The sequence below is a fragment of the Bacillus sp. FSL W8-1202 genome, assembly GCF_038006165.1.
Lineage (GTDB): Bacteria > Bacillota > Bacilli > Bacillales > Bacillaceae > Bacillus > Bacillus subtilis.
In genome coordinates this window covers 2,121,843-2,136,501 of the sequence record NZ_JBBOUR010000001.1, presented here as the reverse complement: position 1 = coordinate 2,136,501, position 14,659 = coordinate 2,121,843, and the positions used below count along the sequence as shown (strand labels likewise).

Annotated in this window: 12 protein-coding genes and 2 pseudogenes; 7 read left to right on the top strand and 7 right to left on the bottom strand. The window is 42.9% G+C overall.

The window, feature by feature from the left end; translation table 11 throughout:
- Positions 1-7: 7 nt before the first annotated feature.
- The 4 genes and pseudogenes from NSQ09_RS11050 to NSQ09_RS11035 all read right to left on the bottom strand — a co-directional run.
- On the bottom strand, positions 8-1,393 hold the full coding sequence (locus tag NSQ09_RS11050) for a hemolysin family protein (RefSeq protein WP_144452928.1): 1,386 nt from the start codon (positions 1,391-1,393) through the stop codon (positions 8-10).
- Between the two features lie 326 nt (positions 1,394-1,719).
- Positions 1,720-1,908: pseudogene (locus tag NSQ09_RS11045) on the bottom strand (pyridoxal phosphate-dependent aminotransferase); the annotation flags it as partial.
- 85 nt (positions 1,909-1,993) lie between these two features.
- Positions 1,994-3,697 carry a group II intron reverse transcriptase/maturase gene (ltrA, locus tag NSQ09_RS11040; RefSeq protein ID WP_065118570.1) on the bottom strand — a complete coding sequence of 568 codons (1,704 nt, stop codon included), beginning with the start codon at positions 3,695-3,697 and terminating at the stop codon, positions 1,994-1,996.
- 547 nt (positions 3,698-4,244) lie between these two features.
- Positions 4,245-5,258, bottom strand: a pseudogene (locus tag NSQ09_RS11035) (pyridoxal phosphate-dependent aminotransferase); the annotation flags it as partial.
- Between the two features lie 156 nt (positions 5,259-5,414).
- Between NSQ09_RS11035 and cueR the strand changes: the two are divergent.
- The 3 genes from cueR to NSQ09_RS11020 all read left to right on the top strand — a co-directional run bounded on the left by cueR (position 5,415) and on the right by NSQ09_RS11020 (position 8,721).
- Complete coding sequence (gene cueR / locus NSQ09_RS11030) at positions 5,415-5,846, top strand: Cu(I)-responsive transcriptional regulator (protein WP_026113637.1); 432 nt, start codon at positions 5,415-5,417, stop codon at positions 5,844-5,846.
- Between the two features lie 60 nt (positions 5,847-5,906).
- Positions 5,907-7,241 (top strand): hemolysin family protein, encoded by a 1,335-nt coding sequence (locus tag NSQ09_RS11025; RefSeq protein ID WP_009966903.1) that lies wholly within the window; start codon positions 5,907-5,909, stop codon positions 7,239-7,241.
- 127 nt (positions 7,242-7,368) lie between these two features.
- Positions 7,369-8,721: an IS1182 family transposase gene (locus tag NSQ09_RS11020; RefSeq protein WP_014478984.1), complete on the top strand. Its 1,353-nt coding sequence runs from the start codon at positions 7,369-7,371 to the stop codon at positions 8,719-8,721.
- A 165-nt stretch (positions 8,722-8,886) separates the two neighbouring features.
- Here NSQ09_RS11020 and NSQ09_RS11015 read toward each other — a convergent pair whose 3' ends face one another.
- Together NSQ09_RS11015 and akrN are read right to left on the bottom strand one after the other, a co-directional pair.
- The gene (locus tag NSQ09_RS11015; RefSeq protein WP_003233335.1) at positions 8,887-9,486 is read right to left on the bottom strand and encodes a 1-acylglycerol-3-phosphate O-acyltransferase; all 600 of its coding nucleotides are present in this window, start codon (positions 9,484-9,486) and stop codon (positions 8,887-8,889) included.
- Positions 9,487-9,620: 134 nt separating this feature from the next.
- Positions 9,621-10,616 carry an aldo/keto reductase AkrN gene (akrN, locus tag NSQ09_RS11010; protein ID WP_003233337.1) on the bottom strand — a complete coding sequence of 332 codons (996 nt, stop codon included), beginning with the start codon at positions 10,614-10,616 and terminating at the stop codon, positions 9,621-9,623.
- A gap of 196 nt (positions 10,617-10,812) precedes the next feature.
- On the opposite strand from akrN, the gene sigM reads away from it, so the two are divergent.
- From sigM to NSQ09_RS10995, 3 genes are read left to right on the top strand one after another with little or no spacing between them, the layout of a single operon-like run.
- A complete protein-coding gene (gene sigM / locus NSQ09_RS11005; RefSeq protein ID WP_003224177.1) occupies positions 10,813-11,304 on the top strand; it encodes an RNA polymerase sigma factor SigM in 492 nt (163 codons plus the stop codon).
- Positions 11,294-12,370 (top strand): anti-sigma factor, encoded by a 1,077-nt coding sequence (locus tag NSQ09_RS11000; protein WP_010886459.1) that lies wholly within the window; start codon positions 11,294-11,296, stop codon positions 12,368-12,370. Before sigM ends, NSQ09_RS11000 begins: the two co-directional genes overlap by 11 nt.
- Positions 12,358-12,648: an anti-sigma-M factor gene (locus NSQ09_RS10995; RefSeq protein WP_003233341.1), complete on the top strand. Its 291-nt coding sequence runs from the start codon at positions 12,358-12,360 to the stop codon at positions 12,646-12,648. Before NSQ09_RS11000 ends, NSQ09_RS10995 begins: the two co-directional genes overlap by 13 nt.
- A 31-nt stretch (positions 12,649-12,679) precedes the next feature.
- On the opposite strand, the gene NSQ09_RS10990 is transcribed toward NSQ09_RS10995, so the two are convergent.
- A complete protein-coding gene (locus NSQ09_RS10990; protein ID WP_015252470.1) occupies positions 12,680-13,108 on the bottom strand; it encodes a GNAT family N-acetyltransferase in 429 nt (142 codons plus the stop codon).
- Between the two features lie 109 nt (positions 13,109-13,217).
- On the opposite strand from NSQ09_RS10990, the gene pdxR reads away from it, so the two are divergent.
- On the top strand, positions 13,218-14,627 hold the full coding sequence (pdxR, locus tag NSQ09_RS10985) for a MocR-like pyridoxine biosynthesis transcription factor PdxR (protein ID WP_041338115.1): 1,410 nt from the start codon (positions 13,218-13,220) through the stop codon (positions 14,625-14,627).
- The last annotated feature ends 32 nt before the right edge of the window (positions 14,628-14,659 follow it).

Here is a 14,659-nt window from a genome sequence, read left to right as displayed (position 1 = left end):
CTTGAGCTTATTTCTCGCTCAAGGTTGCACTGTTCAGCATCACAGTCTCAGGCAGCGGCAGCTTGTGGTGCGCCGTAATCCCGGTTGTGTTGCCGGCTTCTTCTTTTATATCGATTTGCTTGATTAATCGGCCGTCCATCTTCAGCACCTTTATCGTATATGAACCGATGCGAATGGATTCACCAGCCTCAATATCGATGTTTTCTTTTAATATCAGCCCGCCGATCGTATCGACGTCTTCTTGAATCGATGCGCCAAGAAGGCTGTTCACCTGATCGATCCGAACCTTTCCATCCATCACATAATGGCCGTCGCCAAGCTTTTGGATCAGCGGCTGTTCATCTTCATCAAATTCATCTCTGATCTCTCCGACAATTTCCTCAAGAATATCCTCTGTCGTCACAAGTCCCGAGGTTCCTCCGTATTCATCCGACAATATAGCCATATGAATGCGCTTGCGCTGCATTTTAATCAGCAAGTCATGAACCGGGATCGTTTCAATCACTTCGATGACCGGCCTCACATACGGATGGATCGTCATCTTCATTCGTTCTTCTTCTGTCATAAACAGCAAATCAGAAAACAAATGCTTCGTATTGACCAAACCGATCACACTGTCTTTGTCTCCATCTGTGACTGGCCAGCGCGTGTATTTTTCCTTCAGCATGACTTCAAGCATCTCGGCCATCGTCATCTCAGTTGACACAGCAGCCATTTCCTTCCGCGGTATCATAATTTCTTTGGCGATCCGATTATCAAATTCAAAAATCTTATTCACATATTTATATTCAGACGGATTAATCTCTCCGTTTTTTAAACTCTCAGATAACAGCATCCTGAGTTCTTCCTCAGAATGGGAACCATCATGTTCTGACGCAGGCTTCAAACCGAACATCCCGCATAAAAGCCGCGCCGATCCATTAAGGATCCAAATAAACGGAAACAGGAGCAAATAGAATAAACGCAAAGGGCCCGCTATCAGTAAAGTCAGCTGTTCTGCCTTTTGAATCGCGACCGTTTTCGGGGCCAGTTCACCTACAACAACGTGCAGGAACGTGATCAAGCCGTACGCGACTGCAAAAGAGACTGCATGTGAAACCGAGTCCGGCAAGCCGAGCGGTTCAAACAGTGGATGCAGCAGCCGTTCAAAGGCAGGCTCACCCAGTACGCCAAGCCCGATTGATGTCAATGTAATGCCCAGCTGGGATGCGGATAAATATTCATCCAAATCTGTAATGACACGCCTTGCGAGTATCGCCCGTTTGTTTCCTTCTGTGATAAGCTGATCTATTCTGGATCTCCTTACTCTAACAATCGCAAACTCGCTTGCAACGAAAAACGCGGTTAAAGCAATGAGCACGCCAATTAAAATCAGACTGTCAATATCGTCCATTTAACCCTATCCTCTCAACAAAGGATAAGGAGTCACCTCCTGATATAATCATTTTTCCTTAACATTGAGGTACGCGGTGTATTGTTGCCTAAGCAGAGGGCCCCATCATACCACCTCCAAAAGTCAAAGTTTGATTATAAATTGTATATTTTATTGTAACACAACTCATTCCAAAAATGATTTTTAATTTTTAGACTTTTATCATGAAGAAAGCCTTAACTGCATGCCTGCCTGTCAATTCTGCGCCTGTCTGGATTGGAAGAGGAAGGATTTTGCGGATATAAAAAGAAAACAGCCTTGAAAACTGTTTTCTTTTCTTTGCCTTCTTAAGCAAAATCTTTATATAAAGAAATGAAAATGTCCCGTGAGTTTTTAATCTGCTCGATCGGCACACTGAAGGATAATCGGAAATGCCCGCTCATTCCAAAACCGCTGCTCGGCACAATTAATAATTTGTATTTTTGGGCGGCATGCACGCAAAATGCAACTTCATCTTCAATCGGCGATTTTGGAAAGTCGGGTAAGTCAGGGCTTTCACAAGCCCCTTCTCCCCTAAGAACCGTACTTGTCTCTTTCAAGACATACGGCTCAAGCCTTCCATTATCCAAGACAGTTCATTTCCTTTTGATGTCTTTGTATGTGGCAGGATGTATGTATAAGCCTTAGATTCTTGTACTCATCCTTTCCACCAAGATACTTAGGTATGATGTGGTCTACCTCAAGTGATTCTTCGCCAACTAATGATTGTTTACATAGTTCACATTTGAATTTTGTCTTTTTTGCCAACTTTTGCTTACTTAAAGTGTTGAATCGCAAGAACTCTTTCTCATCCCGTTTTTTCCAGTATTCTTTTAGCGTAGGATCATCTGGACTGTTTTTGAATTTCACCATCAGGTGTCGTTTGATTGGTACCCATCTGAATTTCTTAACTTGTTTCGTAGTATCATTTGGGTCGGTTAATATCCATTTATCTTTACTTACGCCAGTGTGATCAGGTCTGAAATATTGCTTCCTAATCCATCCCCACGACTTTCCACTGTGCATTCGTTTAAGGAATTTAACCGTCTTATTGAATACATGATGATCCATTATGCTAAAGGTTTGACTAGCGACTTGGCTTGACCAGTAATTTGCAGCTCCTCTAATGACGGGATTAAGTTTATAAATAAGCTCTCTTACAGGTCTACCTAAGTAAGTTTTAAAAATGTCATTTATAGTCTGCTTGGTCTTTTTAATACTGGCATTGGACGGTTTGATTAGAAGTCTTTTTTCGTCCCTGCCTCTATTCCTTACTTTATATTGTCTGAGATTGAAGCCCAGAAAGTCGAACCCTTCAGTTATGTGGGTGACTTTCGTTTTATCCTCGGCTAATTCAAGCCCTCTTTTCTTGAGATAAGGGGCTAGTAATGTATACATGTTTTCAGCTTCATCTCTTGTTTTGCAAAGGATGACGAAGTCATCGGCATACCTAACTAGCGCATTAGATCCTCGTTTAATATGAATACCTTTGTATTCTATCCCGATCTCCTTTTCCATCCCATGTAAGGCTATATTAGCTAGGAGAGGTGAGACGATTCCACCTTGTGGTGTACCTGTCTCAGTTTCGTGGAATGTGTCATTATTGACATACCCAGCTTTAAGCCATTTATAAATCACATTTTTGTTTGGGAAGTCTTGAATGCACTCTAAGATATACTGGTGATTTAAATTATCGAAACAACCTTTGAAGTCTCCTTCAAAAATCCAAGTTTTGTTGCTCCTCGAATTCAATTTGGTAAACAGATTCTCGATTGCGTCTATGGTGCTTCTTTTAGGCCTAAACCCGTAAGAAGTGGCTTCGAATCGCGATTCCCATTGAGGCTCCAAGGCATTTTTAATGATATTTTGGTAGATTCGATCTTTTATCGTCGGTATTCCAAGAGGTCTTAACTTGCCATTCTTTTTTGGAATATACGTACGTCTAGCAGGTTTGACTTTGTGATGTCGTATTGTCTGTCTACACATTGTATTGTATAGCTTTATTCTTTCTTTAGGTGACAGAACTTTGTATCCATCTACACCTGCGGTGCGTTTCCCTTTGTTTATTTGTGTGATTCTTTTAATTGATAGTAGCAAATTGGCTTTACTTCTTATCATTAGTCGTTGAAGTCGTTTAACTTTCCGTTTTTGACCTAACTGTTCGGCACGAAAAATCCGTTGGCGTAGTCTCTTGACATATTTATTGATGTTTTTCCAATTGATTGATTCCCAATTGGTAATATGTAGAGAGGAAGACGCTGACTTATGTTTTTGATAAGTGTTCATATCTTAACCTCTCTTTTTTAGAGTTCTACTTTCCGTTTTTTCTCGTGTTGAAGACCATGCGGAATTCTGCACGCTTTCACGTCATACCATAGGTACTATCCATCGAGTTATGTTTTCCCCTAGGCTTTCGCCCTGATGGCTTTTGCTTACTCCGCAATCCTTTACCCCCTCCGCATTGTGACTTCTTTGCAGTTGTCCTACTCCTGTATTGGAGAGCGAGTGGGGCTTACCAAGTTCCACTTGTAATAGATACGATAAGGTTAGGTATTTCCTTTACTCCGATAGTTCTGTGGGTCGTATCACTGTGTCTTTTTTAATACACATTTCCTGACTATTCGACAAATGTATCAACGCATTTCATTTGCTAGGTCTGACGAAGATTATAGAAATTCACTTTCGTTTACCATGCCTATCTTTCCCTCGCCCGACTTCAGTGTGCGTTCACCTACGTCTTAGGCTTTCTCTCATGCAACCAACCTTTCGATTACTCAAAAGGCTGTTTCGAGTGGGAATATCCCTTACGACTGGGATAGCGTTTGCACTATTACCAAGCGACTTCTTGTCGCACAACAAAGAAACCTCCCTTTGGCATTTCAAATTCAAATCCGGCTTCTTTTAAAATGTCTACCATTAAATCCCGGCGCTCTTTATAAGCGCTCGCGTCTACTCTTAAATCATCCATTCGTGCCACAGCCCGCTGCATCATGACAGGGGCATTCACAAACCCAAGCGTTCGATTACAATACACAAAAGCGTTGATCAAAAGGTCCGCATCCGGCATTCGGCTGTCCAATCCGATATACCCGAGCCGCTCCCCGGCTATGCCGAGATCTTTACTGAATGAGCTGGCCAATATCACACGATGGTACGATTGAAACGGATTTGCCAGCTCTTCATCATAGATTAATTGACTGTACGGTTCATCAAACAGCACATAAATCGTCTGGCCGCTCTTCTCTTCTATTTCTTTTAATAAAGCGCCTAAATCGTCTATATTTTTCTGGCTGAGAACCGTGCCTGTGGGGTTATGCGGTGTATTGAGGATCAGCCCTTTCGTCTGTGGAGTGATCGATTGCCTTACCGCTTCAATGTCGATCTCAAACCGGCCTGTCAACGGGCAGCTGACGGCCTTTCCCCCGTAGTTCTCAATATACAACTTATATTCGGCAAAATAAGGTGCAAGAATAATGACTTCTTCCCCAGGGTTTACGATGCTTTTTAACGCAACATTCAAAGCGCCCCCCGCGCCCACCGTCATGACGATACGCTCCGCTGAGAAATCAGCTTCAAAACGCGACCCCAGAAATTGCGCGACTTTTTCTCTCGCTGCAGGAAGCCCTTGGTTTTGTATGTATCCGTGGCTGCCTTTTTCAGCTTCCTCTATTAACGCTCTCTTAAAAGCTTCAGGCGGTTCAACAATCGGGTTGCCGAGTGAAAAATCAAATACCTGGTCTTCCCCGAACTCCTTCTTCAGCCTTGCACCTTCATCAAACAGCTTGCGAATCCATGATCCTTTATTTAAATTTTCTTCAACTTCCCGGGATAACCCAGCCAATTTCATCTGTCCCTTCCGCATATAAAAATTTGAAAATTCTATCTTCCTATGTTACTTCAATCAGATGATGAATTCCACAACTTCCAATTCCGGTCTAAAAAAAACAATAAACTTGTGCAAGACACCGTTCATATATTAAACTATTCTCATAACTATAACGTGATGGTTGGGAGGGATATAGATGGGGCTGAGACTTATCGCATCAGTGAACTAGCGGCACTCGCCGGAGTAACGAAACGGACAGTTGATTATTATACGAATCTCGGTCTGCTTACGCCGGCCAGATCCTGTTCAAATTACCGTTACTACGACGAAAATGCACTCAAACGACTTATATTTATTGTAGATTGCAAGAAGCAGCGATTGGCCCTGTCCGATATTAAAGATCGACTGGAGAACCAGTTTCCCTCTTCAGCTAAACTTGATGATGAAATTGGAAATCTGGCATTAGAAATTGATCATATGAATCAAAACATCTCCGGAATCTTGCATCGGTTTGAACGGCTGAAGCCCGAGGATCGTGACAAGCTGAAAAGCAAACTCCCGCCTGAAAAGCTCGCCGTGTACCAATCATTTATGCTGCTGTTAAGTTAAAACCATTTTATCTAACAGGAGGTGTTACCTTCATTCTCATTGCTAGAGTGAAGGTTCTAATTGGACATAGTGAATTTGATTTTAGTTGCTGTTTTAATCGCCCTGACGGCATTTTTCGTGGCATCTGAGTTTGCCATTATCAGAATCAGAGGCTCACGGATCGATCAGCTGATCGCGGAAGGAAATAAAGCAGCAATAGCCGTAAAAAAAGTGACCACGCACCTTGATGAATATTTATCTGCGTGTCAGCTCGGAATTACATTGACTTCCATCGGATTAGGGGTTTTAGGTGAATCAACGATTGAAAGGCTGCTTCACCCGCTTTTCGTACAAATGAACGTTCCAGGTTCCCTTTCACATGTCATATCGTTTATTTTTGCGTATGCCATTATCACGTTCTTACACGTTGTTGTCGGAGAACTTGCACCTAAGACAGTCGCTATCCAAAAGGCGGAAGCAGTGTCTATGCTGTTTGCGAAACCGCTGATTTGGTTTTACCGCATCGCGTTCCCATTCATTTGGCTTTTGAACAATTCTGCACGGTTATTGACCAAAGCATTTGGCCTGGAGACCGTTTCAGAAAACGAACTGGCTCACTCAGAAGAAGAGCTGCGAATCATTTTGTCTGAAAGCTATAAAAGCGGTGAAATCAACCAATCAGAGTTTAAATATGTAAATAAAATCTTTGAATTTGACGACAGGCTCGCGAAAGAAATTATGATTCCGCGGACCGAAATTGTCAGCCTTCCGCATGATATCAAGATTTCTGAAATGATGGACATCATTCAGATTGAAAAATATACCCGCTACCCTGTGGAAGAGGGCGATAAAGATAACATTATCGGGGTTATTAACATTAAAGAAGTGCTGACCGCCTGCATCAGCGGTGAGGTATCTGTTGATTCCACCATTTCTCAATTCGTCAACCCGATCATTCATGTCATTGAATCTGCGCCAATCCAAGACCTGCTTGTCAAAATGCAAAAAGAGAGGGTCCACATGGCCATATTGTCTGATGAATACGGCGGTACTGCCGGGCTTGTGACGGTTGAGGACATCATTGAGGAAATTGTCGGTGAAATCCGCGACGAATTTGATATTGATGAAATTAGCGAAATCCGCAAAATCGGCGAAGGCCATTATATTCTTGACGGAAAAGTGTTAATTGACCAAGTAAACGACCTGCTGGGCATCCATTTAGAGAACGAAGAAGTCGATACAATCGGCGGCTGGTTCCTTACTCAAAAATACGATGTTGAAAAAGATGATTCCATCATCGAAGAGGGCTGCGAATTCATCATTAATGAAATTGACGGCCACCACGTCGCATATATTGAAGTGAAAAAGCTTCAAGAAGAAGAACTTCTGGAGACAGCTAACCAGCAGGAAGCTTAATAAGAAAAGCACCTTGTATAAGGTGCTCAGGCTGTCGAGAAAATCTCGACAGCCTTTATTTTTCCTTAAAATATCCATTCTTCTGTAATAAAATAAAAGAAAGACTTAAAAGGACGGTGTCTTTCTCATGTTCCACACAAGAAACTCTTCTCAAAACACAGCCGAATTTGTTCTGCTTGACCAACTCGTTGAAGAGGATCACCTGCTTCGGAAAATTGATAAACACATAGACTTCTCTTTCATCATTGAAAAGGTGAAACCTTACTACAGTGAAAACAAAGGCCGCCCCTCACTTGATCCGCTTATTTTATTTAAAATGATGTTTATCGGATACCTCTATGGTATCCGTTCAGAAAGACAGCTTGAAAAAGAAATTTACTACAATATGGCGTACAGATGGTTTCTCGGATTGAACATAAACGACCCGGTTCCACACCACTCCACCATCAGCTGGAACAGACGCACACGCTTTAAAGATACAACCATCTTCCAAGACATTTTTGATGAGATCGTTCTTCAGGCCATCAATCATGACATGGTGGGCGGACGAGTCCTATTCACCGACTCCACACACCTTAAAGCCAATGCCAACAAGCATAAATACACAAGAAAAACAATTGCGCAGGATACCCAAAACTATATCAAGGATTTAAATGAAGCCATTCAAGAGGATCGGGAGGAACACGGAAAAAAGCCATTAACAGCCAAAGAGGAGGTGAAAGCTGAAAAAGAGATCCGCCACAGTACAACCGATCCGGAAAGTGGCTATCTGTATCGTGAAAACAAACCAGAAGGTTTTTTCTATTTAGATCACCGCACAACAGATATGAAATACAACATTATCACCGATGCCTACGTCACACCTGGAAATGTCCATGATTCTGTGCCTTATCTTGACCGATTAGACCACCAAATCGCACGATTTGGTTTTCAAGTAGAAGCCGTCGCCCTTGATTCCGGATATTTAACGACTCCGATCTGTAAAGGATTATCTGACCGCCAAATCTTTGGTGTCATCGCACATAGACGTTATCACCCTATCCGAGGCTTGTTTCCAAAATGGAAATTTCATTATGACAGTGAACAAGACAGATACATTTGTCCAAATCACCAAACACTTACATACTCAACAACTGACCGAAAAGGCTACCGGTCATATAAATCAAATCCTGAAATATGTTCCTCATGCCCACTGCTTGAAAACTGTACAAAATCAAAGAATCGGCAGAAAGTGATTACTCGACATGTATGGGAAGATCATAAAGAAAAGGTCAGACAAAATCGCTTGTCTGTTTCAGGAAAAAACCTCTACAAAAAAAGAAAAGAAAAAATAGAGCGAAGCTTTGCAGATTCAAAACAGCTGCATGGGCTTCGCTATTGCAGGTTGAGGGGAAAACGAAATGTGAGTGAACAAGTTCTCCTCACAGCCGCATGCCAGAACATGAAGAAAATTGCCACATACCTAGCCAAGCAGGGCTAGGCATGTGGGAGCGCTTTTTCTGCATCTGAAACCTGATGAATATCTAAAGAAACTGTATAAAACAAAAAAGCTTGTAGAAAAAACGTCGTTTTCTCTACAAGCTGAGCACCTTGTATAAGGTGCTTTTCTTATTTTCACAGTTTCAGGGCAATCTCTCAGAACGCCTTATAGCTGATCAAGTTTATTCTCTAGTTCTTTAATCCGCTGATTCAAAGCCTCTGTCATTGCTGCAAGTCTTTCCTTTGAAGGCAGGTGGGCAAAATCAGCCTGGTGAAGAGGCTCACCGATAATCAGCTTCATTTTTCCTTTTTTGAATAATTCTTTTCCGCTTGAAGGGCCCTGATATGCAGCGGGGACAAGCGGCGCTTTCCCCATTTGCGCAATCGTCACCGCACCTCTTTTCAAAGGCACATCCTCAGAGGTTCTTGTTCCGCTTGGGAAGATACCGACGATCTCTCCTTCTTTCAGCAGCTTAATCGGCGTTTTAATACTGCTTGGCCCGGGATTTTCCCGATCTACCGGAAAGGCATGAATTTTCTTCAGAAACGAACCGATCCATTTATTTTGAAAAAGCTCTTTTTTCGCCATGTAGTGTATTTGATAAGGAAGAATCCCGACTCCGAGTGTAATCACATCAACCCAGCCGGAATGTGTACACGCGATGACAAAACCTGAATCGGCCGGAAGGTTTTCTTTGTTATACACCTTCACTCCTCCGCGAAGAGAAAGAATAACTTTTAAAGCATTTGCACAAAACTTATACATATCGCACTTCCTTTGTCGTAATCAATGATTCTTTCTGTCATCTATTATAACAACATTTTTTATTACCTGGTACTAATTTTTAAGATTTCTCCCGTTAAAACGCCAAAAAGCTGAGGATTCGCCCTCAGCTTTTGTTATATTTCCTCTCTGGTCGGCGGGGCCATAAACTCCGGTCCGACAGGGTCTGATATCGTATTTTCCAATATAGTATTGATATCTTTCTGATCTTCACTGTTCAGCGTCCAGCCTGTAATCTCAGATAGGGCCTCAAGCTGCCCAGGCTTTCTTGCCCCCCAAAGAGCGATATCCGCTCCCGGCTGATCTAAGATCCATCTGACAGCCAAGTGAATCACTGATTTTCCATAACGTGTCTTCGCCAGCTTATCCAATTGATTGACAGCAGAAAGATACTCTTTAAAGCGGGGCTTCTGGAATTTTGGATCGTGATTACGCAGATCATCGCCCTCAAATGTATACTCTTCGGTCATTTTGCCTGTTAACAGCCCTCTGCATAAACTGCCGTATAATAATGTTGTTATCTTGTTATCTTTCGCATAAGGAAGGACACTCTCTTCCATCTCTCTTTCAAACAGATTATATGGAGGCTGAATCGTATGGAGAGGTGCGACGGCGCGAAATGTATCCATTTGCTCAATTGAAAAATTGCTGACGCCAATCGCCCTGATTTTTCCCGCATCATATAATTCCTTCATGACTTCAGCCGTTTCTTCTATTGGCACAAGCGGATCGGGCCAATGCACCTGATAAAGATCAATATAGTCTGTTTGAAGCCGCTTCAAAGAATTCTCAACTTCCTCTACAATTCTCGCTCTGTTCGCATGGCGGAACAGCTGGTTGTTCTTCCAGTCCAGAGCCGTTTTCGTTGCGAGAATCACCTGGTCTCTTTTGCCGTACTCTTTGATTGCCTTTCCGACGATTTCCTCGGACTGCCCGAAGCCGTAAGCCGGCGCGGTGTCAATCATTGTAATCCCCTGATCAAGAGCGGCTCGGATTGTTTCAATCGATGTTTTTTCATCAGTGCCTCCCCACATCGTTCCGCCAATGGCCCATGTGCCGAGGCCGATTCTGGAGGCTTCTATTCCTGTATCTGCTATACTGGTATATTCCATTGTGCCACTCCTTCACTTTTTCACTATCTTTTCCCCTCTGGAAAAAATGTTAAACATTTCTCCGCACTATCTTTTGCGGGCATTTTTGGGTACTATATAGTAATGGTGTTTGATTAGGTATAAAAAAGCCGTTTGCATGTAATGTGCAACTTTAAACCTTTCTTATGCGTGTATAACATAGAGGGGAGAAAAGGCAGTGACGATCGATGAAATTTACCAAATGTACATGAATGATGTTTACAGGTTCCTGCTCTCCATGACAAAAGACAAGCATCTTGCTGAAGACTTGCTGCAGGAAACCTTTATGCGGGCATACATACACATTCACTCCTATGATCACAGCAAAGTAAAGCCCTGGCTTTTTCAAGTGGCGCGAAACGCCTTCATTGATTACGTCAGAAAGCATAAGAAAGAAGTAACCATTTCTGATGACTTAATCGGAAGCCTCTTTCAAAATGCTGTTCAAAGTCCTGCCCATCAGGTAGAGATAAAGGAAGTGCTGACTGGTTATATGTCCGAGCTCCCCGATAATTATCGGGAGGCCTTAACGCTATATTATTTAAAAGAGTTAAACTACAAAGAAGCATCCCATATTATGAATATTTCAGAGGCGAATTTTAAAAGTGTTTTATTTCGTGCCAGACAGCGGCTGAAAGCACTTTATAATAGAGGTGTTAATGATGAATGAAGAATTTAAAAAGCGTTTTGATCAATATAAAAATGGGGAAATGAGCGACCAGGAAATGACTGCATTTGAGGAAGAACTTGAGAAGCTTGAAGTATATCAGGAACTGATTGACAGCGAACTAGAGGACGATAACGATTGGGATCTCAGCATCAGTCCTGAAAAACAAAAAGCGATTTTAGCCTACGGCAAACGCAAGTCTTATTTGCGAATTTCTGTGCTTGCCGTCATTTCGACATTGATGATTTTGCCGCTTTGTACGCTGGGAAGCTACCTCTATTACGGAATGGGTGGAAAACACAGCACCGGCAATGAGTTTATGGAAACTGCCGCAGTCACTGTAGCCCTGACCATGCCGAATGTTCTTGTTGATACTTCCGGACTGAAAAGCCAAGTGAAGCTATTTGGAATGAATACGGAATTCCCGCTGCAAAAGCAGATTGGCACGAAGACGGCTGCCGTAGGGAATGAACGGGTTGAAATGTTTTATAACAAAGTAAAAGCGCCGGCAGTAAACTACTATGACTTAGAAGTGAATAAAACCGGCCATTACTTTACACATCCTTCAAACAAGTCTGAACAAACGACCGCAAAAGCAGAAAAAACGTTAAGCACATTGCCTGAAGGAACGGTATCAGAGGTCTACCTTTCATATGACCGTGCATATCCGACAAAAGACGTGTATAACAAATTCAAAGGCTATGATGTGAGCTTTTTGTGGAACGCAATCGAAACAGAGAAAAACACAAATAAGACAGCTTCCACAGAACCTCTTGGCTATCCTGGAAAGGATTCAAAGTTCCTGGCCGCCCTTAATACAAAAGGCAAGTCGAATGGCGATCAGTTTATCAACGCCCTGAAATTCATGTCCAAACACGAAAAATGGGCTCAGGTCATTTCAAAACGGAAAGACCTGAATGTAGATAACCGATTAGATTATGTAGAGAAAAACGGTGTCAATGTATACGGTTCGGTCGTTACAGGGCCAACCAAGGAAATCCAGCGCATGCTGAAAAATAAATCTGTAAAATCAGCGAATGTCGGCGAGGTGGAATTATGGAACTGGTAAGAATTTTTAAAGAACACAATGTATTCGGCTGGATCTCTGTCGGGACAGCGGTTTTGTCCCTGCTGTTGCTGAATTTGGCCATTATCAGCAACGTCACGTTTTATTCCTATCAAATGCTTCCGTTCGCCATGGCTGCCGTTCCGTTCGGCGTTGTTGAACTCTTCATCAAGAGAGGGCGCACAGGTCCAGGCCTGCTCGGCGTCATCCTTAATCTCTTTGTAATTATTTGTGTGTATACCATTGTATCTGTAGATACGAATTTACAGTTTGGCTTTTAAAAAAGACGCCTTTTCAGGCGTCTTTTTTTCATTACACCGGTTTTTGGAACAAATAACTTTCTATAGTAAAACCCATTTTATCTGTATAAAATCGATGTGCGTCTTTACGCTGAAGGCCAGATGAAAGACTGACAAAACCAAGTCCGGCTTTTCTCGCCCAGTCTGAGGCATAATCCAAAAGCATTTTGCCGTATCCCTTTGATCGGCAAGGTGCCGTTGTAACAAGATCCGCAATCCACAAGTGCTCTCCTTTATGAATGGAAACTCTCGGCAGAGCCCCGCACAGCGCTCTGATTGCTGTATCTTCATATAAGGCAAACAGCATATACGATTCTTTCTGCACACAGGCTTCAAGCCTTTGTAAATACGTCTCTATATCCAGTTCTGTTCTCAATTCACTCATAATCGGATACGACTCAGCCCATTCTTCTTTCGAGGTTAATTGTTTCATATGGATCATCTTCTCAATCCCCTTTCCTTTCGTTACAATGATCATAGCTAATAAATGGCATTTGCCAAATAGCCAATATCAGAAAAAATGACCATGCCAGCTACAAAGGAGACATGAGATGGATATTACGCCGTTTCTTGATAAAAAGAGCAAAACACCGCTGTATGAGCAGCTTTATACCTTTTTTAAACAAGAAATTTCACATGCGCGAATCACAAAGGGAACAAGACTTCCGTCAAAACGCAGGCTCTCCAGCTTGCTCGATGTCAGCACGGCAACTATAGAACGGGCTTATGAGCAATTAACTGCTGAGGGCTATGTCAAAAGCAAGCCGAAAATCGGCTGGTTCGCGGCGGAAGTAGAACCAGGATTCCCGACAGCTCCTGACCATTTTCAGCAGTCTGTACAGCCGGGATTACATGAAAAAAACGCACCTGCTATTGACTTCCATCAGGGCAACGTTGATCCGACCCTCTTTCCCTTTAACGCATGGAGAAAAAGCATAGTAAAAAGTCTTGATCGCTATTCCGGATCGTTTCACACCTCTGGCGACCCTCAAGGAGAATACGAACTCAGGCACATGATTGCCCGATTCGTCAGGCTGTCTCGGGGAGTAAATTGCGAACCCGGCCAGATTATCATCGGCGCAGGAACCACCGTGCTTCTGCAAATTCTTTGCCTTTCGCTAAAGCCAGGTACAAAAATCGGCTTTGAAGAACCGGGCTTTCACCGTTCAAGAAGGATGTTTGAAGCAAATCACATGGATGTCACTCCGATTTGTTCTGATGCAGAAGGCGTCCTGCCGGATGAGCTCTACCGTCAGAATCCTTATCTCATGTATACGACTCCTTCGCATCAGTTTCCGATTGGGACCATTATGACGATTACCCGCAGACAGGAGCTGCTGGCATGGGCGGCAGAAACAAATTCATTCATTATAGAAGATGATTACGATGGAGAATTTCGCTACAGCGGCCATCCCATTCCGTCTTTACAGGGCCTTGATCCGAATGGCAGAGTCATATATCTGGGCACTTTTTCAAAGTCACTTCTGCCTTCCTTGCGGCTCAGCTTCATGATTGTGCCCTCTGAACTCATGGAACCGATCAAAAACAACGCTCAGTTAATGAAGCAGACCGTCTCTGTTCACTCGCAATTGGCACTGGCAGACTTCATCGAAACCGGAGAGTGGCAAAAACACATAAATAGAATGAGAAGCTTATACCGAAAAAAACACGCTGTCCTGTTAGAAGCCATCCGCTCTGAACTGGGAAACACCGTTGAGATTCTCGGTAAGAACTCGGGGCTTCACATCCTGCTGCGCCTTTTGTTTCCAGCAAGTGAGGAAGAAGCAATACAAGCAGCCGCAGACCACGGTGTAACCATCTATCCCGTGTCTCCCTCATATATAGAACAGACGCCTTTTACTTCTGTCTTAATCGGTTATGGCGGTTTGTCAGAAGAGGATATCAGGCTCGGCATCCAAAATCTGAAAACGGCATGGGCACCGTTGATATCATCTTATTAAATAAAAAACAGGCCCCTGAAACGGAGCCTGTT